This is a genomic window from Variovorax sp. PAMC 28711, assembly GCF_001577265.1.
GTDB lineage: Bacteria > Pseudomonadota > Gammaproteobacteria > Burkholderiales > Burkholderiaceae_C > Variovorax.
On the sequence record NZ_CP014517.1, the window covers coordinates 4,199,383 to 4,218,920 of the forward strand.

Annotated in this window: 20 protein-coding genes; 7 read left to right on the plus strand and 13 right to left on the minus strand. The window is 66.2% G+C overall.

Annotated features, from left to right (window positions below; all coding sequences use genetic code 11):
• Window positions 1-4: 4 nt before the first annotated feature.
• Window positions 5-3,520 (minus strand): chromosome segregation protein SMC, encoded by a 3,516-nt coding sequence (gene smc / locus AX767_RS20235; protein ID WP_068632996.1) that lies wholly within the window; start codon window positions 3,518-3,520, stop codon window positions 5-7.
• A 94-nt stretch (window positions 3,521-3,614) separates the two neighbouring features.
• Between smc and AX767_RS20240 the strand changes: the two genes are divergently transcribed.
• From AX767_RS20240 to bla, 5 genes are read left to right on the plus strand one after another with little or no spacing between them, the layout of a single operon-like run.
• Window positions 3,615-4,373 carry a hypothetical protein gene (locus AX767_RS20240; protein WP_068633954.1) on the plus strand — a complete coding sequence of 253 codons (759 nt, stop codon included), beginning with the start codon at window positions 3,615-3,617 and terminating at the stop codon, window positions 4,371-4,373.
• Between the two features lie 42 nt (window positions 4,374-4,415).
• On the plus strand, window positions 4,416-4,736 hold the full coding sequence (locus AX767_RS20245; RefSeq protein WP_068632998.1) for a helix-turn-helix domain-containing protein: 321 nt from the start codon (window positions 4,416-4,418) through the stop codon (window positions 4,734-4,736).
• Window positions 4,733-6,034: a type II toxin-antitoxin system HipA family toxin gene (locus AX767_RS20250; protein WP_068633000.1), complete on the plus strand. Its 1,302-nt coding sequence runs from the start codon at window positions 4,733-4,735 to the stop codon at window positions 6,032-6,034. The genes AX767_RS20245 and AX767_RS20250 overlap by 4 nt, the downstream gene beginning before the upstream one ends.
• Before the next feature lie 51 nt (window positions 6,035-6,085).
• The gene (locus AX767_RS20255; protein ID WP_068633002.1) at window positions 6,086-6,778 is read left to right on the plus strand and encodes a mobilization protein; all 693 of its coding nucleotides are present in this window, start codon (window positions 6,086-6,088) and stop codon (window positions 6,776-6,778) included.
• 21 nt (window positions 6,779-6,799) lie between these two features.
• Window positions 6,800-7,687: a class A beta-lactamase gene (gene bla, locus AX767_RS20260; RefSeq protein ID WP_068633004.1), complete on the plus strand. Its 888-nt coding sequence runs from the start codon at window positions 6,800-6,802 to the stop codon at window positions 7,685-7,687.
• Between the two features lie 12 nt (window positions 7,688-7,699).
• Here bla and AX767_RS20265 read toward each other — a convergent pair whose 3' ends face one another.
• The 8 genes from AX767_RS20265 to AX767_RS20300 all read right to left on the minus strand — a co-directional run bounded on the left by AX767_RS20265 (window position 7,700) and on the right by AX767_RS20300 (window position 14,305).
• On the minus strand, window positions 7,700-8,203 hold the full coding sequence (locus AX767_RS20265) for a disulfide bond formation protein B (protein WP_068633006.1): 504 nt from the start codon (window positions 8,201-8,203) through the stop codon (window positions 7,700-7,702).
• Window positions 8,200-9,294, minus strand: a complete 1,095-nt coding sequence (locus AX767_RS20270) for a sulfate/molybdate ABC transporter ATP-binding protein (RefSeq protein ID WP_068633008.1) — start codon at window positions 9,292-9,294, stop codon at window positions 8,200-8,202. Before AX767_RS20270 ends, AX767_RS20265 begins: the two co-directional genes overlap by 4 nt.
• Before the next feature lie 12 nt (window positions 9,295-9,306).
• Window positions 9,307-10,209, minus strand: coding sequence for a sulfate ABC transporter permease subunit CysW (gene cysW, locus AX767_RS20275; protein WP_068633010.1), 903 nt, complete (start codon window positions 10,207-10,209; stop codon window positions 9,307-9,309).
• A complete protein-coding gene (gene cysT, locus AX767_RS20280; RefSeq protein WP_068633011.1) occupies window positions 10,206-11,096 on the minus strand; it encodes a sulfate ABC transporter permease subunit CysT in 891 nt (296 codons plus the stop codon). The genes cysW and cysT overlap by 4 nt, the downstream gene beginning before the upstream one ends.
• Window positions 11,097-12,098 carry a sulfate ABC transporter substrate-binding protein gene (locus AX767_RS20285; RefSeq protein ID WP_068633013.1) on the minus strand — a complete coding sequence of 334 codons (1,002 nt, stop codon included), beginning with the start codon at window positions 12,096-12,098 and terminating at the stop codon, window positions 11,097-11,099.
• Complete coding sequence (locus tag AX767_RS20290) at window positions 12,095-12,640, minus strand: RBBP9/YdeN family alpha/beta hydrolase (RefSeq protein ID WP_068633015.1); 546 nt, start codon at window positions 12,638-12,640, stop codon at window positions 12,095-12,097. The genes AX767_RS20285 and AX767_RS20290 overlap by 4 nt, the downstream gene beginning before the upstream one ends.
• Before the next feature lie 9 nt (window positions 12,641-12,649).
• Entirely contained in the window at window positions 12,650-13,291 is a 642-nt protein-coding gene (locus AX767_RS20295; RefSeq protein WP_068633017.1) for a peroxiredoxin, read from the minus strand.
• A gap of 63 nt (window positions 13,292-13,354) precedes the next feature.
• Window positions 13,355-14,305 carry a LysR family transcriptional regulator gene (locus AX767_RS20300; RefSeq protein ID WP_068633019.1) on the minus strand — a complete coding sequence of 317 codons (951 nt, stop codon included), beginning with the start codon at window positions 14,303-14,305 and terminating at the stop codon, window positions 13,355-13,357.
• 126 nt (window positions 14,306-14,431) lie between these two features.
• Here AX767_RS20300 and AX767_RS20305 point away from each other — a divergent pair, with 126 nt between their 5' ends.
• Entirely contained in the window at window positions 14,432-15,082 is a 651-nt protein-coding gene (locus AX767_RS20305; RefSeq protein WP_068633955.1) for an FMN-dependent NADH-azoreductase, read from the plus strand.
• 63 nt (window positions 15,083-15,145) lie between these two features.
• On the opposite strand, the gene AX767_RS20310 is transcribed toward AX767_RS20305, so the two are convergent.
• Window positions 15,146-15,700, minus strand: coding sequence for an NADPH-dependent FMN reductase (locus tag AX767_RS20310; protein ID WP_068633020.1), 555 nt, complete (start codon window positions 15,698-15,700; stop codon window positions 15,146-15,148).
• A gap of 85 nt (window positions 15,701-15,785) precedes the next feature.
• On the opposite strand from AX767_RS20310, the gene panE reads away from it, so the two are divergent.
• The gene (gene panE, locus AX767_RS20315; protein ID WP_068633022.1) at window positions 15,786-16,730 is read left to right on the plus strand and encodes a 2-dehydropantoate 2-reductase; all 945 of its coding nucleotides are present in this window, start codon (window positions 15,786-15,788) and stop codon (window positions 16,728-16,730) included.
• Here the strand turns inward: panE and AX767_RS20320 are convergent.
• Genes AX767_RS20320 through epsC form a run of 3 tightly spaced genes read right to left on the minus strand, consistent with a single transcriptional unit; the run spans window position 16,720 to window position 19,533 of the window.
• Entirely contained in the window at window positions 16,720-18,042 is a 1,323-nt protein-coding gene (locus tag AX767_RS20320) for an NAD(P)/FAD-dependent oxidoreductase (RefSeq protein ID WP_068633024.1), read from the minus strand. The two genes, panE and AX767_RS20320, sit on opposite strands and share 11 nt — an antisense overlap.
• A gap of 5 nt (window positions 18,043-18,047) precedes the next feature.
• Complete coding sequence (locus AX767_RS20325; protein WP_068633956.1) at window positions 18,048-18,599, minus strand: DsbA family protein; 552 nt, start codon at window positions 18,597-18,599, stop codon at window positions 18,048-18,050.
• 28 nt (window positions 18,600-18,627) lie between these two features.
• Window positions 18,628-19,533, minus strand: coding sequence for a serine O-acetyltransferase EpsC (gene epsC / locus AX767_RS20330; protein WP_068633026.1), 906 nt, complete (start codon window positions 19,531-19,533; stop codon window positions 18,628-18,630).
• Window positions 19,534-19,538: the final 5 nt, after the last annotated feature.

The window sequence follows — 19,538 nt, forward strand, 5'->3', positions numbered from 1 at the left end:
GGGATCAGGCAGCTTCGACGAGCGACACGGCGGATTCCATGTCGACCGCCACGATGCGCGACACGCCCTGCTCCTGCATCGTCACGCCGATCAACTGTTCGGCCATTTCCATGGCGATCTTGTTGTGACTGATGAAGAGGAACTGGGTTTCGCGGCTCATGGCGGTGACGAGTTTGGCATAGCGCTCGGTGTTGGCGTCGTCCAGCGGCGCATCCACTTCGTCCAGCAGGCAGAAAGGCGCAGGGTTGAGCTGGAAGATCGCGAACACCAGCGCAATCGCGGTGAGCGCCTTCTCGCCGCCCGAGAGCAAATGGATGGTCTGGTTCTTCTTGCCGGGCGGCTGCGCGAGCACCTGCACGCCGGCATCGAGGATTTCGTCGCCGGTCATGACGAGCCTCGCATTGCCGCCGCCGAACAACTCCGGGAACATGCGGCTGAAATGCTCGTTGACCACCTTGAAGGTGCCGCCCAGCAGTTCGCGGGTCTCGCCGTCGATCTTGCGTATCGCGTCTTCCAGCGTGCCGATGGCCTCGTTCAGGTCGGCCGATTGCGCGTCGAGGAAGGTCTTGCGCTCGGTGGCCGTGGCCAGTTCGTCGAGCGCCGCCAGATTGACCGCGCCGAGTGCGGCGACTTCGCGGTGCAGACGGTCGATCTCGCCCTGCAGGCCGGTCAGCTTGACCTTGTCGGTGTCGATGGACAGCGCGACCGCTTCGAGATCGGCCTCCGCATCGGTCAGCAGCTGCTGGTACTGCTCGAAGCCGAGACGCGCGGCCTGTTCCTTCAGCTGGAATTCGGTGATGCGCTGGCGCAGCGGATCGAGCTCGCGCTCGAGCGTCAGCCGCCGCTCGTCGCTGGCGCGCAGCTTCTGCGTGAGGTCGTCGTACTGGCTGCGCGTCGCGCCGAGCGCGGTCTCGCGTTCCAGCTTGAGCGACAGCGCGTCTTGCAGGCCGGCCTGGGCTGCGGCGTCGGACAGGCGTCCGAACTCCGCGCGAGCGCGCTCTTCTTCGTCGGCCAGCGCGACGTTCTGCTGCGCGGCCGTTTCGATGGCGCGGTTCAGCTCGCCGCGGCGGGCTTCCAGCGTGCGTTGCGAGAACGTCGCCTCCTGTGCCTGGCGTTCCAGGCTGCGGTGCTGTTCGCGCGCGGCGTTGAGCGCACGACCGGCTTCGATCACGCGCTCGTCGAGTTGCGCGTGGCGCTCCTGGCTGTCGGCCAGCTGCATGTCGAGCTCCTCGAAGCGCGACTCGGCGGCGAACCGCTTTTCCTGCAACTCTTCGAGCTGCGCATCGACCTCGCCGAGGTCGTTGGCGAGCTGCTCGCTGCGCGCGCGCGTCTGCTCGGCCAGTTGCGACAGGCGCAAGGTTTCAACCTGCAGCTCATGCGCGCGCGACTGGGTTTCGGCGGCTTCACGGCGCGCACCGACCAGCCGCGAAGCGGCATCCGCGTATGCGGCCTCGGCGCGGACCAACGCGGTGCGCGACTCGTCGTTGATGAGGGTCTGGGCACGCAGCTGACGGTCGAGGTTTTCCATCTCCTGCTGGCGCGCCAGCAAGCCGGCCTGCTCGGAATCCTGCGCGTAGAAGCTCACGCTGTGCAGCGACACGGCATGGCCGCTCTTTACATAGATGACTTCGCCGGGCTGCAACTGGTCGCGCTGCGCCATCGCATCGTCGAAGCTCTGCGCCGTGAGGCAGCCGTGCAGCCATTCGACCAGCAAGGCCTGGAGGCCGGCGTCGTTCAGCCGAAGCAGGTCCGACAGGCGGGGCAAGGCGCCCTGCCCGGTCGACACGCCTGCGGCGGGCGGACTGTAGAACGCGAGCTTGGCGGGCGGCGCGTCGTTGCCGAAGGCGCGCACCATCTCGAGCCGGCTGACTTCAAGTGCGCCCATGCGTTCTCGCAGCGCGGATTCGAGGGCGCTCTCCCAACCCTGCTCGATGTGGATGCGGCTCCACAGCCCCTGCAGGCCTTCGAGGCCGTGCTTCGCGAGCCACGGCGCGAGCTTGCCGTCGGTCTTGACCTTTTCCTGCAGCGCACGCAGCGCCTCGAGCCGCGCCGACAGCTCGGCATGGCGGGCGCCCTCGGTGTTGACGGCCTGCTGCCGCGTCCGACGGTCGTCGTCGAGTTGCGGTACGTTGTCTTGAAGCTCCTGCAAGCGGGCTTCGGCTTCGGCGGAGGATTCCTGTGCCACGTCGAGTTGCGATTGCAGTTCGAGCAGACGTGCTTCATCGGGTGCGGCCAGGGCGTTCTTGTCGGCGCGAAGGCGTTCGCTGCGCTGCGTGAGCTGGCGGTTCTGGTCTTCGATGTTGCGCTGGTCGGCCGCCAGCACCTGGATCTGCTGCTGCACCTGCGTCACCGTCGCGCGCTGGGCATTGGCTTCGGTCTGCGCACGTTGCTGCGCTTCTTCGAGCTCCGGCATGCGTGCGTCATGGTCTTCCAGTTGCGCGGCCAGCGTGATGGCCTGCTCCTCGGCGGTGACGCCCTGGCCCGCCAGCGTTTCGATTTCGGCCTCGGCATCTTCACGGCGCGTGCCCCATTGCGCGATCTGTTCGCGCAACTGGACAAGGCGCTGCTCCACCCGCTGCCGCCCTTCGACCACGAAGCGGATCTCGCCTTCGAGCCGGCCGACTTCTGCGCTCGCTTCGTAGAGCTTGCCCTGGGCCTGGTTGACATGGTCGCCGGCGGCATAGTGCGCCTGGCGCACGGTTTCGAGTTCCGATTCGATGCGGCGCAAATCGGCGGTGCGCGACTCGAGATCGTTCAGCGCCTTGCCCGCATCGGCCTTGACCTTCGCCTGGTCGTTCTCGCTCTCGCCGCGCTTCAGGAACCACAGCTGGTGCTGCTTCTTCGTGGCATCGCCCTGCAGCGTGTTGTAGCGCGCGGCCACCTCGGCCTGCTTCTCGAGTCGCTCCAGATTGGCGTTGAGTTCGCGCAGGATGTCTTCGACGCGCGTGAGGTTCTCGCGCGTGTCGCCGAGCCGGCTTTCGGTCTCGCGGCGACGCTCCTTGTACTTCGACACGCCGGCCGCTTCTTCGAGGAACAGGCGCAGCTCTTCGGGCTTGGACTCGATGATCCGGCTGATCGTGCCCTGCCCGATGATCGCGTAGGCACGCGGGCCGAGGCCGGTTCCGAGGAACACGTCCTGCACGTCGCGCCGACGCACCGGCTGGTTGTTGATGTAGTAGCTGCTGGTGCCGTCGCGCGTCAGCACGCGCTTGACGGCGATTTCGGTGAACTGCGCCCACTGTCCGCCCGCACGGTGGTCGGCGTTGTCGAACACCAGTTCGACGCTCGATCGGCTGGCCTGCTTGCGCGTCGTGGTGCCATTGAAGATCACGTCCTGCATCGACTCGCCGCGCAGTTCGCTGGCGCGCGATTCACCGAGCACCCAACGCACCGCATCCATGATGTTCGACTTGCCGCAACCGTTCGGGCCGACCACGCCGACGAGTTGGCCGGGCAGCAAAAAATTGGTGGGCTCAGCGAACGATTTGAAGCCGGAAAGCTTGATGGAGTTGAGACGCACGACGTGTTGGCTTTTTTGCCAAGGTGTTGATTTGTAAGGAAAAACGCATGCGGAATGCGGTGCCGCCCGAAGCGCCGATGATAACGTGCGCACCATGAGCGAATCACCGAATCCCACCCCCTTCGCGCATACCCGCTGGCCTCTGGCAGCGCTGGCGTTGGCGCTTGCATTGAACGGCTGCGGCGCCATGCGAACCACGGAGCGCGCCGATACCTATACCGGCAATGAATGGTTGCAATCCGGGACCAATCGTGTCGCCAATCTGGCGCTGCGCGACAACCTGCAATCGGTACGACGCGTGCAACTCACGCTGTACCGGCGCAACCCGCGCGAGTGGCGCAAATGGGCGCCCAGCGCCGAGGAGGCCATTAAGCGCACCTGGGATGCGGCCCTGCAGGGCACGCCCTTGCCGGAGTGGCGCGGCACGACGGGCATCGAGGCCATCCGGCTGGCGTTCGACAACGGGTCGCAAGGGTTCCAGGGCGATCGCATCGCGGCACTGGTGTACGGCTGGGCCTCCATGCTCAAGCAGGCCAATGGCGACACCTGGGAGCAGAAGATGCTCGACGGCGTCGATGCCGAGAACGCCTACCGCGCAGCGCGCAACTTCGAAATCTCGTTGTGGCTGCTCGGCTCCAAAAGCGGCGCCGATGGCCAGCCGCTGCTGCTCGCCACCGAGATCAGCGAGCGCGGCCGCAATCTGGTAGCCGACCGTGAGCTCTCGAAAGTCACCGCGCGGCTCGATCTGATGGCGGCGCAGGCCGATGAAAAGTACCGGCGGGCGGCGCTGGATTTCAGCCAGAACTGGATTCTGGGCAGTCTCGGCCCCCTGATTGCACTGACCAAACCTTAGGAAACAAATTTCTTTTTAAGCTATTTACGGTAATATCTTTCCGTGAATAAAAAGGAACTCACGCTTGCACTCGTCGCCCGCCGTGACGCCGCTGGGCTCTCGAACGCCGCGATCGCGCTTCGCTCCGGCCTGACCGACCGGTCGGTCCGCAATGCGCTCGGCCTGCAAGGCAACCCGCAGCTGTCGTCGCTGCTGGCGCTGGTCGACGCGCTGGGGCTCGAACTGCAGCTCGTGCCCAAGGGCTTCGGCGCCAGCGCCGAGGCCGATCCGGACTACCGGCCCGTCACCACGCGCATCGGCGCTGCCGTGGCACGCGCGCCGGCCGCCCCGTCTCCCGTCCGCAAGCGGGCCAGCGCGGCATGAACGTCAAGATCCTCGAGATTTCGCTCGGCGCCCGGCGCTTCGGCAAGCTCTTTCAGTACGCCGACCTGTGCCGCTTCGTCGCCGAGCCGGCGCTGGCCGCCGATCCGCCGCTCGAGGTGCTGTCGCTGTCGATGGTGGCCGGCGACGTTGCGGGCCAGTCCGGTTTGTGGCGCGACGTGAAGAACCCGCTCTTCAATGCCCAGGGCGGACGCCTGCCGACCTTCTTTCAGAACCTGCTGCCCGAGGGCGTATTGCGCACGCACATCGCGCAGTTGCGCGGCTGCCGCGACGACGATCACTTCGAGCTGTTGGCTGCCTGCGGCGGCGACCTGCCCGGCGCGGTCGGCGCACGGCCCGTCGCGGTCGACCGCGCGACATTGCAGCGCCTGGTCACGCAAGACCAGGACGCGCTCGAAATGTCGGTGGTCGAGATTCCGTTGCCGCAAGGCATTTCGGTCTCGGGTGTGCAACCCAAGCTGGGGCTGCGTCGCCAGGGCGGGCGGTACGTGGCGCGCACCCGCGCGGGCGCCAGCACACGCGTGATCGCCAAGCTCCCGGTGGTCGGGCAGCCGCACATGCCGCGGCTCGAAAAGCTCTCGCTCGACATGGCCGCCGCCGCGGGCGTCGAGGTGTGCCATGCCGAGCTGGCGCCGCTCTCGGCCATCCATGCGGAGCACAGCTATGCGTTGCCCGACGAGTCCGACTTTCTCGCCGTCACCCGCTTCGACCGCGACGGCGCGCGTCGCATCCACTTCGAAGACTTCGCACAGGTGCTCTCGATCGACCCCCTGAACAAATACAGCGCGAGCTATCTCGAAATGGCGCTGGCGATGCAGGCCTTTCCGTCGTTGGGAGAAGACGCTGTACTGGAACTGCTGCGGCGCCTCGCCGTCAACGACCTGCTCGGCAACCCCGATGGGCACCTGAAGAACTTCGGCGTGCTTTACCCCGACGGCATGGCGCCGCGCCTGGCACCGGCCTACGACATCGTGGCCTACGCGGCGCTGCAAGGCGTCGAAGGGCACGCGCTGCCGCTGATGCCGAGCGCGGCAGGCGCGGTGCGCCCCGCCCGCCGCACCGCGCTTTTCACGCCGACCACCTTGCGCGCGTTTTGCGCGGCTGCCGCGCTGCACGAGCCGCTGGTGCGCAAGCTCATCGCCGACACCAGCCGCCGTGCACGCGACCGCTGGCCCGCCATGATCGAGGGCTCCAGCCTGCCGCCAGCCTGGCAAAAACGGCTCCGGCAGCGCTTGCAGGCGCATCCTTTCCTGCAAGGTCTTGCGCGGCGCGGCACCTAAAATGCTTTGCTGCTTTCTTCCACCCTTCTCCCAACTTTTTCCAGGCACTTCATGAGCTCCATCAATTTCATCGGCGGCGAAAAAGGCGGCGTCGGCAAGTCGGTCACCGCACGGGTGCTTGCGCAATATTTCATCGACCACAGCAAGCCGTTCACCGGCTTCGACACCGACCGGTCGCACAGCTCTTTCACGCGTTTCTACGAAGGGTTTGCGTCGCCGGTGGTGGTCGACAGCTTCGAAGGGCTCGACACCATCGTGAACAGCTTCGAGACGAACCCCGCGCAGAGCGTGATCGTCGACCTGGCCGCGCAAACGCTGGCACCGCTGTCGCGCTGGATCAAGGAGTCGGACCTGTTCGACGTGTTCGCCGAACTCGGCGTGGCAGTCAATTTCTGGCATGTGCTGGACGATGGCAGGGATTCGACCGACCTGCTCGGCACGCTCATCGACACCTTCGGGAGTCGGCCCAACTACATCGTGGTGCAGAACTATGGCCGCGGCAGCGACTTCGGCATGCTGCTGGCATCGCAGGCGCTCGCCAAGGCCACGGCGAACGGGGCGCGCGTGATCGCGCTGCCGCGCCTGCACGACGCCAGCATGCGCAAGATCGATTCGCAGAACACCAGTTTCTGGAAAGCCGTGAACGACCGCGAAGGCCCGCATGCGCTGGGCCTGCTGGAACGCCAACGCGTGAAGAGCTGGCTGACGACCACCTACGCGGCTTTCGACACCCTGCCGCTCTGAGTCAGCAACCCGAAGCAACGAATGCAGAGACGAGTTTTTTCACTGGCCCTGACCGCCGGATTGGCGGCCATGGCGGCCCGCGCCACTGCCAGCGACCTGAGCCGTCCTGACGGCACCGGCGACTTGAAGGCGGCACTTCAGCGCATCGAGCAGGCGAGCGGCGGGCGCCTGGGCGTGTGCATGCTGGACACCGCGAGCGGACGCCGCATCGGATACCGCGCCGCCGAACGCTTCCCGATGTGCAGCACCTTCAAGCTGCTCGCGGCGGCCCGGGTGCTACACCGCGTCGATGCTGGCCAGGAAGAGCTCGCGCGTGCGGTGACGGTGGCGCGCGCCGACATCGTGCCGCATTCGCCGCTCACCGAACCGCATGTCGGCGGCACGATGACCCTGGGCGCACTCTGCGAAGCGACCATCACCCAGAGCGACAACGCGGCGGCCAACCTGATGCTGGCCAGCTTCGGCGGCCCGACCGCACTCACGGCCTATGTGCGTTCACTGGGCGACAGGACGACGCGCCTCGATCGCAACGAGCCCAGCCTGAACGAAGCGATCGCCGGCGACCCACGCGACACGACGACACCCGCGGCCATGCTCGGCCTGACGCGCAAACTGGTGCTCGGCGATGCGTTGAAGCCCGCTTCGCGCGAGCAATTGCGCGATTGGCTGCTGGCCAACAAGACCGGCGACCGGAAGCTCCGCGCCGGCCTCCCGGCTGGCTGGAAAGTGGGTGACAAGACGGGCGGGGGTGCCTTCGGCACCAACAACGACGTGGGCGTCGTCTGGCCGCCGAATCGCCCGCCGGTTCTCGTCGCGGCCTATCTCACGCAGACCGCGGCGGCGCTCGAACAACGCGACGCCGCACTGGCTGCGGTGGCGGCCTTGATTCCGGATTTCGTCGGCGCCTGAAGCGCTGGCGTGTCAGGCGCTGCGTGCGCGCTTGAAGATCAGCACCAGCAACAACAGCGCGAAACCGACGAAGCACACGAACGACCAGTTCGCGATCGACAGACCGAGGAGGGTCCAGTCGATCTTGGTGCAGTCGCCGCTGCCGCGAAAGATCATAGGAATGGCGCGCTGCAACGGGAAGGTCTCGATCATTCCGTAGATGTCGCGACCGCAGGAGCCGAACTCCGGCGGATACCACTGCAGCCAGCTCTGGCGCGCGGCGGTGTAGGCACCACCGATCGCGACGATCAGTGCCAGCACCGCCCCGGTGGACTGCAGGCGGCGCCCGCTCGCCAGCGCCGTCAGTCCGGCAATCAGTCCCACCAGGATGAGTGCGTAGCGCTGCACGATGCACATCGGGCAGGGCTCGAGTCCGACGACATGCTGCAGATAGAAGCCGAATGCCAACATGGCCACGCAGGCCACGGTGATCAGCGCGAACGCGCGGCGCGGCGCGCCGAAGTACCAATCGATCAAGGAGAAACCCAGTCTTCTACGAACACCTTGGCCTTGCGCGGCGTGGCGACGACGGTGTCGCCTTCCTTCAGGCCAAGTTCCCGGAACTGTTGCGCAGGGAGTTGCGCTTCGATGATGGTTCCGGAGCCCGGATTATCTGGATTCGATTCGGTGGGCTCAAGTTCCAGCCGCGCGGTCGGTCCGACCACGATCACCCGCGTCAGCGTGGCGACGATACCCGTGGCACCGGGCGTGTAGCGCTCGACGCCCAGATCATGCGGTCGCACATAGGCCATGGCCTTGGCGTCGCGCGCGGCGCTGTGCTCGGGCGAATCGAGCCGCATGCCGTCCAGCTGCACCGCGCCGTGGTCGGCGCGGCCATGGAACAGGTTCACGTCGCCGAGGAAGCCGTAGACGAACGGGCTGGCCGGATGGTCCCAGACCTCCTGCGGCGAGCCGACCTGTTCGATGTGGCCCTTGTTGATCACCACCACGCGGTCGGCCACTTCGAGCGCCTCTTCCTGGTCGTGCGTCACGAAGATCGAAGTGACGTGCAGCTCGTCGTGCAGGCGGCGGAGCCACCGCCGCAGCTCCTTGCGCACCTTGGCATCGAGCGCGCCGAAGGGTTCGTCGAGCAACAGCACCTTCGGTTCGACCGCCAGCGCGCGTGCGAGCGCGATGCGCTGGCGCTGCCCGCCAGACAGCTGCGACGGATAGCGATCGGCCAGCCAGTCGAGCTGCACCAGCTTGAGCAGGTCGGTCACCTTCTGCTTGATCTGCGCATCGCTCGGGCGCTCCTTGCGCGGCTTGACCCGAAGGCCGAACGCAACGTTCTCGAACACGGTCATGTGGCGGAACAGCGCGTAGTGTTGGAACACGAAACCGACCTGGCGCTCGCGCACATGCACGTCGGTCGTGTCCTCTCCCGAGAACAGGATGCTGCCCTGGTCGGCGGTTTCGAGGCCCGCGATGATGCGCAGCAGCGTCGTCTTGCCGCAGCCCGACGGCCCGAGCAGCGCGACGAGTTCGCCCGATTCGACGTCGAGGTTCACGTTGTTCAGTGCGCGGAACTCGCCGAACTGCTTGCTGATGTTGCGGATTTCAATGCTCATGGTTCTTCTCTCTCAGGCCGCAGACGCTGGCGTGGGTCGTTCGGGCGGCAGCTCCGAAATGGCCTTCATTTCGCGCTCGTGGCGCCATTCGATGACCGACTTGATCACCAGCGTGACCAGCGCGAGGATGGCCAGCAGCGACGCCACGGCGAACGCAGCGACCGACTGGTATTCGTTGTAGAGCACTTCCACGTGCAGCGGCATCGTGTTGGTCTGGCCGCGAATGTGGCCCGACACCACCGACACCGCGCCGAACTCGCCCATGGCACGTGCGTTGCACAGGATCACGCCGTACAGCAGGCCCCACTTGATGTTGGGCAGCGTGACGCGCCAGAAGGTTTGCCAGCCGGTCGCGCCGAGCACGATCGCCGCCTGCTCTTCGTCGGTGCCTTGCGCCTGCATCAGCGGAATCAATTCGCGCGCGATGAACGGGAAGGTCACGAACACGGTCGCCAGCACGATGCCGGGCACCGCGAAGATGATCTTGATGTCGTGCCCGGCAAGCCACGGGCCGATCCAGCCCTGCGCGCCGAACACCAGCACGTAGATCAGGCCGGCCACCACCGGCGACACGGCGAAGGGCAAATCGACCAGCGTCGTCAGGAACGACTTCCCGCGGAACTCGAACTTGGCGATGGCCCACGCCGCCGCCACGCCGAACACGAGGTTGAGCGGCACCGCGATGGCCGCCGTGATGAGCGTGAGTTCGATCGCGCTCCAAGCGTCGGGCTCCTTGAGCGCCTCGACATACGCGCCCCACCCTTTGCGCAACGCCTCGGTCGCCACGGCCGCCAGCGGCAGCACGAGGAACAGGAACATGAACGCCAGCGCGATGCCGATCAGCGTCCATCGCACCCAGGGCGCTTCGGTCGTGCCGGCGCGCGCGCGACGGATCACCTTGGCGGGCGCACTCACAACGGTGCTCCCGCGCGGCGGCGCTGCCAGGTTTGCAGTCCGTTGATAACGAGCAGCAGCAGGAACGAAATCACCAGCATGACCAGCGCGACCGCCGTGGCGCCGGCGTAGTCGTACTGCTCGAGCTTGCCGATGATGATGAGCGGCGTGATCTCGGACACCATCGGCATGTTGCCGGCGATGAAGATCACGGAGCCGTATTCGCCGATGGCGCGCGCGAAGGCCATCGCGAAGCCGGTGAGCAGCGCGGGCGTGATGGTCGGCAGGATCACCTTGGTGAAGGTCTGCAGCCGCGTGGCGCCGAGCGACGTCGCGGCTTCTTCGAGTTCTTTCTCGGTGTCTTCGAGCACCGGCTGAACGGTGCGAACCACGAAGGGCAAGCCGATGAAGATCAGCGCGATCACGATGCCGGCCGGCGTGAAGGCCAGCTTGATGCCGTGCGGCTCGAGGAACTGGCCGATCCAGCCGTTGCCGGCGAGAAGCGCCGTGAGGGAAATGCCGGCCACCGCGGTCGGCAAGGCGAACGGCAAGTCGACCAGCGCGTCGACGATGCGCTTGCCCGGAAACTTGTAGCGCACCAGCACCCAGGCCACGAGCAGGCCGAACACCAGGTTGACCAGCGCCGCGATGAGCGAAGCGCCGAACGTCAGCCGGTACGACGCCATGACGCGCGGCGCCGTTACCGCGACCCAGAATTGGTCCCAGGTGAGCGTGAAGGTCTTGAACACCAGCGCCGACAACGGCACCAGCACGATCAGGCTCAGATACAGCACCGTGTAGCCGAGCGTGATGTTGAAGCCTGGCAATACACGCCGGCCAGCACGCTGGCCCGGACGTGAAAGCCGCGCCACCGCGGACGGCAGCGCCGAAGAAGCGACCCCGGTCATTTACTTCGCGCCGGGCGTGTAGAGCTTGTCGAACTGGCCGCCGTCGTTGAAGTGGACCTTTTGCGCTTCACCGAGGCTGCCGAACAGTTCCTGAACCGTGAAGAGCTGCAGCGGCTTGAAGGTCGCGGCGTATTTCTTCAGCACGGTTTGCGAGCGCGGGCGCAGCGCATGCTTGGCCGCGATGTCCTGTGCTTCTTCGGAATAGAGCCAGTCGAGGTAGGCCTTGGCGATCTCGCCGCTGCCCTTCTTGGCGGTCGTGCGTTCGACCACCGCCACCGGGTTCTCGGCCACGATGCTGATCGACGGGTAGATCGAATCGACCTTGCCCGTACCGAATTCGCGGTCGATCGACACCACTTCGGATTCGAAGGTGATCAGCGCGTCGCCGATGTTGCGCTGCAGGAAGGCCGTGGTGGCATCGCGACCGCCGCGTGCCAGCACCGGCGTGTTCTTGAACAGCTTGCCGACGAATTCAGCCGCCTGTGCATCGGTGCCGCCCTTCTTCTTCACGTAGCCCCAGGCCGCGAGGTAGGCGTAGCGCCCGTTGCCACCGGTCTTGGGGTTGACGATCACGACCTGCACGCCCGGCTTGATGAGGTCATCCCAGTCCTTGATGCCCTTGGGATTGCCGTTGCGCACGAGGAACAGCATGGTCGACGTGGTCGGCGATGCGTTGTCCGGGAATTTCTTCTGCCAGTCCTTCGCGACCACGCCCACGCCCGCGAGGAAATCGATGTCGGTCGTGGTGTTCATGGTCACGACGTCGGCGTCGAGGCCGTCGGCCACGGAGCGCGCCTGGGCGCTCGAACCGCCGTGCGACTGATCGATCTTCACGTCCTTGCCGGTGGTCTTCTTGTAGTGCGCCACGAAGGCCGCGTTGTAGTCCTTGTAGAACTCGCGGGCCACGTCGTACGACGCATTGAGCAACGTGGTCTGGGCGGAAGCGACACCGCTCGCGGCGAAGGCGAGGACGGCAAGGGCAGTCTTGATTCTGGAAGTCATGTGGTTGCCAAGGTTTCTACGGAAGTCAGCGACTCAAGCAGGGCCAGGCCGAGCGGCCACTCTCCATGTCCCGAGTCGGTGTTGATGTGGCCCGCATTCTGCATGCGGACAAATTCACTGCCCCAGGCCCGGGCGTAGGCACCCGCCAGCCGAACGGGGCAAAAAGGATCGTTGCTGCTCGCGACCACGATGCTGCGATACGGCAACGCGCCATAGGGCACCGGCGCGAAGTCGTGCAGCACGGCGCGACGTTCGGGGTCGGCCGGCGCCACGAGGAGTGCACCCTGGATGCGCTCCGCGGCTTCGGGCGGCAGATGCGACGTCGCGATGCAGCCGAGGCTGTGCGCCGCGATCACCACGGGCTCGTCGCTCGCCAGCACCAGCCGCGCCAGCGCGCCGACCCACGCAGTGCGCGTAGGCCTAACCCAGTCGTCCTGCAGCACGCGCACCGCGCCCGGCATGCGCGCCTCCCACAGGCTCTGCCAATGGCCGGGCCCGGAGTCGCGCCAGCCCGGCACGATGACGATGCGAGGAGCCGTCACAGGGTCGCTTTACTTGTTCGGCTGCGGCGTGATGCGCAGGTAGGGCTTGATCGCCTTGTAGCCTTTGGGAAAGCGCTCGGCGATCTCGGCCGGGTCCTGGATGCTCGGCACGATGACGACGTCGTCGCCGTCCTGCCAGTTCACCGGCGTCGCCACCTTGTGGCTGTCAGTGAGTTGCAGCGAGTCGATGACGCGCAGGATCTCGTCGAAGTTGCGGCCCGTGCTCGCCGGGTAGGTGAAGGTGGTGCGCAGCACGTGCTTCGGATCGATGATGAACACGCTGCGCACCGTGGCCGTGGCCGACGCGTTCGGGTGGATCATGTCGTAGAGGTCGGCGACCTTCCTGTCGGCGTCGGCCAGGATCGGGAAATCGACCGTGGTGTTCTGCGTCTCGTTGATGTCGGCGATCCATTCCTGGTGCTTGGCCGCAGGGTCGACGCTCAAGGCGATCGGCTTGACGCCGCGCCTTGCGAACTCACCGGAGAGTGCCGCCGTCTTGCCCAGTTCGGTGGTGCAGACGGGCGTGAAATCCGCCGGATGCGAGAACAGCACCACCCACGCATTGCCCGCCCATCCGTAGAAATCGATCGGGCCGACGCTCGAGTCCTGCGTGAAATTGGGGGCGGTGTCGCCGAGTCGAAGGGTAGCCATGGTCGCTCCAGGAGGATGGGAGCGGCGATTGTCCGGAGCTTCCTTCGGATAACAAACGAATATCTAATTGTTTGAATATGGCGTTTTTCGCATAACGACCGGCGTCGGGGTGTGCGGCTCGTCGGCGTTGAGGTGCGCCGCCAGGAAGTCGATCAGATGGCGCACGGCCGGCATCAGCGCGCGGCGCGCCGGGAAGACGCAGTGCGAAATCGCGGGCGGCAGCCCCCATTCGGGCAGAAGCGTGACCAGACGACCGGCGGCGAGGTCGTCGCGGCACATGTAGTCGGGCAGCATCGCCATCCCGATGCCGTCCAGCACCGCGAAGCGCACCGTCGCCAGATCATCGACCAGATAGCGCGGCGCGGCCGTGTGCGAATACACGGCACCGTTGGGCCCCTCCAGGCGCCAGGTCGAGCGGCCGTCGACGGCCGACATCGCCACCGCATCGAGCCTCGCGAGATCGGCCGGCACGCTCACCGGCCCCTGCCGCGCGATCAGATCGGGCGCCGCGACCAGCAGCCCGCGACTCAGGCCGAACGATTTCGCCACGAGTGTCGTGCTGTCCTCGATCACGGGCCGCACCCGCAGCGCCAGGTCGACGCCCTCTTCCACCGGATCGACCGGCCGGTTCAACACGCGCATGTCAACCTTCACCAGCGGATAGCGGCGCATGAATTCGGGGAGCAACGGCCCGACGGCGCTCTGCGCCAGCGTGACGGGGCAGCTGAAACGCACCGTGCCGCGTGGCTCCGTCTGCACCTGGGCGACCGCCTCGGACGCCGCCTGCGCCGCATCGCGCATGGCGGCGCAATGGCGAAGGTAGATCTCACCGGCCGGCGTAAGCGACAGGCTGCGAGTGCTGCGCTGCATCAGTTGCACGCCGAGCTGGGCCTCCAGCTCCGCGACGCGGCGCGAGAGGCGCGACTTGGGGATGCCGAGTGCCCGGCTGGCCGCCGCGAAGCCGCCACGCTCGGCCACCTCGGCGAAATAGACCATGTCGTTGAGGTCTTGCATGCGATGACTGTCCTGTTTTTGGAACGAACTGACTGATTTTCAGCTACTTATCACCCACTCGCAACAAAAATAGAATTCTGACAACGCCGGCCACCTTGAGCGCCGACTCTTTGAAAGCCATTGATCATGAAGCTGCTCCACGTCGATTCCTCCATCCTGGGTGCCCACTCGGTGTCCCGCCTGCTCACCGCCGAAATCGTCGCCGCCTGGGTGGCCTCGCACCCGGACACGCAAGTCAAGCACCTCGACCTCGCCGTCAATGCGCCGGCGCATTTCGACGCGAATTCGATCGGCATCAAGACCGGCCTGCAGGCCGAGCCGACCGAAGCCCAGCGCCGCGAGAACGCCGTGTCCGAACAGCTGGTGACCCAGTTCCTCGCGGCCGACGTGCTGGTGATCGGCGCGCCGCTCTACAACTTCAGCATTCCGACCCAGCTCAAGGCCTGGATCGACCGCCTGGCGCAAATGGGCCGCACCTTCAAGTACACCGACAAGGGCCCCGTCGGCCTGGCGGGCGGCAAAACGGTGATCGTGGCTTCCAGCCGCGGCGGCGTGTACTCGACCACCGACGGCGGCCAGGCCGCGGAACACCAGGAGAGCTACCTCAAGGTGGTGTTCGGATTCTTCGGCATCACCGACGTGCGCTTCGTGCGCGCCGAAGGACTGGCAATGGGCGACGCCGTGAAGGCCGCCGCACTGACGTCCGCCCGCTCGGACATCGACGTAGCGGTCGGCAAGGCCGCTGCGAATCAGGACAACGCCGCCATCGCTGCCTGAGCGCGCAACGCGCCCATGCAAAAAGCCCGCTCGCGCGGGCTTTTTGCATGCGTCGATCGGCGCTCAGCCGTTGTGCGTCTTGACCCACGCAACGTATTTGTCGACCCAGGTCTGCAGGAACTTCTTCGTCGCTTCGTTGCCGATGTGGCCCTTGTCGTCGAACAGGTCGTCCTTGTTCTGGATGAAGGCTTCGGGCTGGCCGAGCGTGGGCACATCGAGGTAGGCCAGCACATTGCGCAGGTGCTGTTGCGCCAGCGCGGTGCCGATGGCGCCGACCGACACGCCGATCACGCCGGCCGGCTTGCCGCCCCACGCGCTCTGGCCGTACGGCCGCGATGCGTGGTCGATGGCGTTCTTCAACACGCCGGGAAACGAGCGGTTGTATTCGGGCGTAATGAAGAGAAGCCCTTGCGCCGCGGAAATTTCGGTCTTCAGGCGCTTGACCGAAGCGGCCTGGTTGCCGTCGTCGTCCTGGTTGTAGAGCGGCAGATCGCCGATCTCCAGATGCTCGAACGTGAAGTCGGCGGGCGCCAGGTGCGCGAGCGCCAGTGCCAGCTTGCGGTTGAAGGAATCCTTGCGCAGGCTGCCGACGACGACGGCGATCTTGAATTGGCTCATGGGGGCTCCGATGAAAGTGAGGGACGGGGAACAGTAACAAAGACGCGCATGATCGACTTCCCCTTTCCAGATCAGGAGTCAGCAAATGCGGTTTCTCGTGGTGGGTGCAGGCGCACTCGGTGGCTATTTCGGTGGACGGCTGATGGCCGCGCAACGCGACGTGACCTTCCTGTTGCGGCCCCGCCGCGCCGCGCAGCTCGAGCGCACCGGGCTGGTGATCCGCAGCGCGATGGGCGACCTTCACCTGGCATCGCCGCCGCATGTACAGTCGGCCGGCCTCGACAAGCCCTACGACGTCGTCATCGTCGGCTGCAAGGCCTACGACCTCGCCGAGACGATGGAATCGTTCGCGGCGGCGGTCGGTCCGGAAACCGTCATCCTGCCGCTGCTCAACGGCATGCGCCACCTCGATCAACTGGCCGAGCGCTTCGGCAAGGAGAAGGTGCTGGGCGGCTATTGCATGATTTCGGCGGCGCTCGACGACGAAGGCGCCGTGCTTCACATGGGCGAGATGCACGGCCTGACCTTCGGTGAACTCGACGGCGCCGCATCGGTCCGCGTGGCCACCATCGCCGCGCAGTTCGAAGGCACCCGATGCGCCGCGACCGCCAGCAACACGATCCTCCAGGAGATGTGGGAGAAGTGGGTGTTCATCGCCTCGTTGGCGAGCCTCACGAGCCTGATGCGCGCCACCGTCGGCGACATCGTCGAGGCGGGCGGGCAAGACGTCGCACTGGCGCTGTTCGCCGAATGCAGTGCCATCGCTGCGCACCATGGCTTTGCGCCGCGTCCGCCGGCCGTGGAGCGTGGCCGCACCCTCCTCACGACCGCTGGATTGCCGCTCACTGCCTCGATGTACAAGGACATCGCGCGGGGCGCGGCCGTGGAAGCGGATCACATCGTCGGCGACCTGCTTGCGCGGGCCTCGACCGACGCCGCTGGTGGGGCGGTGCCCGCCGTGCTGCGCACCGCCTACGTCCACCTGAAGGCGTACGAAGCGCAGCGCGCACGCCGCGCCGCTATGGCCTGAGGACCGTCTCGCCCTTCAGCGCGCCCACGTCGCGGATGGCGATGCTGTGCCGCTTCCATCCGGCCCAGGTGCGCTTGAAGTTGATCAGCGAGACGAAGTAATAGACCGCCTTGAACATGAAGAGCGAGCGCCGGTAGCCCGGCGCCGGGTCGGCATCGGCGGCCAGCAACGACATCAACCCCTGCTTGGCATTGAAGATGTTTTGCGGGTGCATGAACATGTCGCGAATCGTCGGGTTCGTGACCCGATAGATGAACCACGAATAGTCGCGCGGGCCGTCGCGCATCTTCTTTTCGACGGCCTGCCGCGCCGCACGCAGCTCGGCCGGCCGGTCGAGTGCCGTCTCGACCATCGCGGCACCGTCGAATGCGTTCTGCATCGCCAGGTACACGCCCGACGAGAACATCGGGTCGATGAAGGTGTAAGCGTCGCCCAGCATGAGATAGCGGTCGCCGGTCGCGTGCGTGCTGGAATAGGCGAAGTTGCCGGTGGCGTGCACCGCGTCGTCGACCAGCGTCGCGCCTTTCAGGCGGTCGTTCAGCTCGGGGCACATCGCGATGGTGTCGAAGAAGTAGTCCTTCAACGGCTTGTCGCGGGCCTTGAGGTAATAGGCCCAGCACACAGCGCCGACACTGGTGGTGCCGTCGGCCAGCGGAATGAACCAGAACCAGCCGTGCTCGAACCAGCAGATGCTGATGTTGCCTTCACGCTTGCCCTCGAGCCGCCGCGCATCGCGGAAGTGGCCGAACAGCGCGGTGCTGTTGTGCCGGGGGTTCTTCTTCTTGCTCTTGAATTTGTTGGCAAGCACGGTGTCGCGCCCGCTCGCATCGACCACGAAGCGCGCGCGCCAGGTGCGCGTGGCGCCGTCGTCGAGCACCGCCCGCACGGTGGCGCCGTGGTCGTCGAAATCGACCTGGCTCACGCGTGCACCTTCGATGGCGGTCGCGCCCTTCGTGGCGGCATTGCGGAACAGCAGCTCGTCGAGGTCGGAGCGGCGCACCTGCCAGGCCGAATCCTTCGACGGGTCCCAGCCCTCCGAGAAATCGACGTAGCTGCAGTAGTCGAGGTCGGGCGGCACGAATTCGATGCCGTACTTGGGCATGCCGATCTTGTCGACCTGGTCGCGCACGCCGAGCTTTTCGAAGAGTTCCACATTGCCCGGGAGCAACGATTCGCCGATGTGGAAGCGCGGGTGATGCGCCTTTTCGAGCAGCACCACGCTGCGTCCCTGTGCCGCCAGCAAGGCCGAAATGGTCGAGCCCGCCGGCCCGCCGCCGACCACCAGAACGTCGCACGTGTCCAAAGCCTCCATTGCGCTCAACCTTCCAAAAGTGCCTTGTCGATGGCCTGGTGCAGGTGCTCCAGGCCGAACGACACGTCACAAAAAACACCGTTCACGTAGAAGCTCGGCGTCGCCCGCACATGCAACGCGGTCGCGCCCTGCATCTGTTCCTGCACGCGTTGCAGGTAGACGTGATCGCGCATCTCGTTCTCGTAGCGCGCCATGTCCAGACCGAGGTCTTGCGCGTACTGCTTCAGGTGCTTCTCGTCCAGGTGCTGCTGGTTGTCGAACAGCTTGTCGTGGTACGGCCAGAACTTGCCTTGTGCGCCCGCGGCCTCAGACGCTTCGGCCGCCAGCTCGGCGCGCGGATGCACTTCGCGCAGCGGAAAGTGGCGGAACACGAAGCGCACCTGCGGCCCGAAATGCGCCAGCACGATCTTCAGCGCGGCATGCGCCTGCCCGCAGGACGGGCACTCGAAGTCGCCGTATTCGACGAGCGTCACCTTCGCCTTCGCGGTGCCGTGGATGTGATCGGTCGCGCTGTCGGGCGCGAGCAGCAGATGGGGAGGAATCGATGAGGAGGTCATGGTTGCCATTGTGGACTTTTGCGGCTTCTCAACAAGGCGATTGCGGCTGCAGGCTGGCCTGCGTCACGCTGGCGCCCGCCGGCACGTGGTCGGTGACCCAGACGTTGCCGCCGATGGTCGCCGCCTTGCCGATGGTGACGCGCCCGAGGATGGTGGCGCCGGCGTAGATCACGACGTCGTCCTCCACCACCGGATGGCGCGGCATGCCCTTTTGCAGGTTGCCTTCGGCGTCCGTCGGAAAGCGCTTGGCGCCCAGCGTGACGGCCTGGTACACCCGCACCCGCTTGCCGATGACGGCGGTTTCGCCGATGACGACACCTGTCCCATGGTCGATGAAGAAGCCCGCGTCGATCTGCGCCCCGGGGTGGATATCGATGCCGGTCTGGCTGTGCGCCGCCTCGGCCACGATGCGCGCCAGCAGCGGCAAGCCGAGCCGATAGAGGCAATGCGCCAACCGGTGGTGAATCATGGCGAGCACGCCGGGATAGCAGAGCAGCACTTCGTCCACGCTGCGCGCCGCCGGATCGCCCTGGTAGGCCGCGAGCACGTCGCCATCGAGCAGCCGGCGGATGCCAGGGAGCGCGAGGCCGAATTCGCGAACCGCCGCCGTGGCCTGAAGATCGACCGCCGCCTCGTCGCGCGGCTGGTGCCGGGCGACGTAGTGCAGTTCCAGCGTTGCCTGCACGCGCAGCGACTGCAGCGCCGAGTCGAGCGTGTGCCCGACATAGAAATCCTCGCTCTCGTGCCGCAGGTCCGGCGGGCCGAGCCGCATCGGAAAGAGCGCGCCCTTGAGCGACTCCACCACCTGGGTCATGGCGTCGCGCGAGGGAAATTCACGACCGCCCGGATCGCGCGCGCGCCGCTGCGAATCACGCCATTCATCGCGCACCTGGTGCAACTGCTGCACGATGTCGCTGACTTCGAATTGAGACATTGAAA

What these genes read in the sequence shown, in the direction of transcription:
- AX767_RS20240 (WP_068633954.1), top strand. Translation starts at nt 3,615, where the DNA reads ATGAGCGAATCACCGAATCCCACCCCCTTCGCGCATACCCGCTGGCCT.
- AX767_RS20250 (WP_068633000.1), top strand. Translation starts at nt 4,733, where the DNA reads ATGAACGTCAAGATCCTCGAGATTTCGCTCGGCGCCCGGCGCTTCGGC.
- AX767_RS20255 (WP_068633002.1), top strand. Translation starts at nt 6,086, where the DNA reads ATGAGCTCCATCAATTTCATCGGCGGCGAAAAAGGCGGCGTCGGCAAG.
- bla (WP_068633004.1), top strand. Translation starts at nt 6,800, where the DNA reads ATGCAGAGACGAGTTTTTTCACTGGCCCTGACCGCCGGATTGGCGGCC.
- AX767_RS20270 (WP_068633008.1), bottom strand. Translation starts at nt 9,294, where the DNA reads ATGAGCATTGAAATCCGCAACATCAGCAAGCAGTTCGGCGAGTTCCGC.
- cysT (WP_068633011.1), bottom strand. Translation starts at nt 11,096, where the DNA reads ATGACCGGGGTCGCTTCTTCGGCGCTGCCGTCCGCGGTGGCGCGGCTT.
- AX767_RS20285 (WP_068633013.1), bottom strand. Translation starts at nt 12,098, where the DNA reads ATGACTTCCAGAATCAAGACTGCCCTTGCCGTCCTCGCCTTCGCCGCG.
- AX767_RS20295 (WP_068633017.1), bottom strand. Translation starts at nt 13,291, where the DNA reads ATGGCTACCCTTCGACTCGGCGACACCGCCCCCAATTTCACGCAGGAC.
- AX767_RS20300 (WP_068633019.1), bottom strand. Translation starts at nt 14,305, where the DNA reads ATGCAAGACCTCAACGACATGGTCTATTTCGCCGAGGTGGCCGAGCGT.
- AX767_RS20305 (WP_068633955.1), top strand. Translation starts at nt 14,432, where the DNA reads ATGAAGCTGCTCCACGTCGATTCCTCCATCCTGGGTGCCCACTCGGTG.
- AX767_RS20310 (WP_068633020.1), bottom strand. Translation starts at nt 15,700, where the DNA reads ATGAGCCAATTCAAGATCGCCGTCGTCGTCGGCAGCCTGCGCAAGGAT.
- panE (WP_068633022.1), top strand. Translation starts at nt 15,786, where the DNA reads ATGCGGTTTCTCGTGGTGGGTGCAGGCGCACTCGGTGGCTATTTCGGT.
- AX767_RS20320 (WP_068633024.1), bottom strand. Translation starts at nt 18,042, where the DNA reads ATGGAGGCTTTGGACACGTGCGACGTTCTGGTGGTCGGCGGCGGGCCG.
- AX767_RS20325 (WP_068633956.1), bottom strand. Translation starts at nt 18,599, where the DNA reads ATGACCTCCTCATCGATTCCTCCCCATCTGCTGCTCGCGCCCGACAGC.
- epsC (WP_068633026.1), bottom strand. Translation starts at nt 19,533, where the DNA reads ATGTCTCAATTCGAAGTCAGCGACATCGTGCAGCAGTTGCACCAGGTG.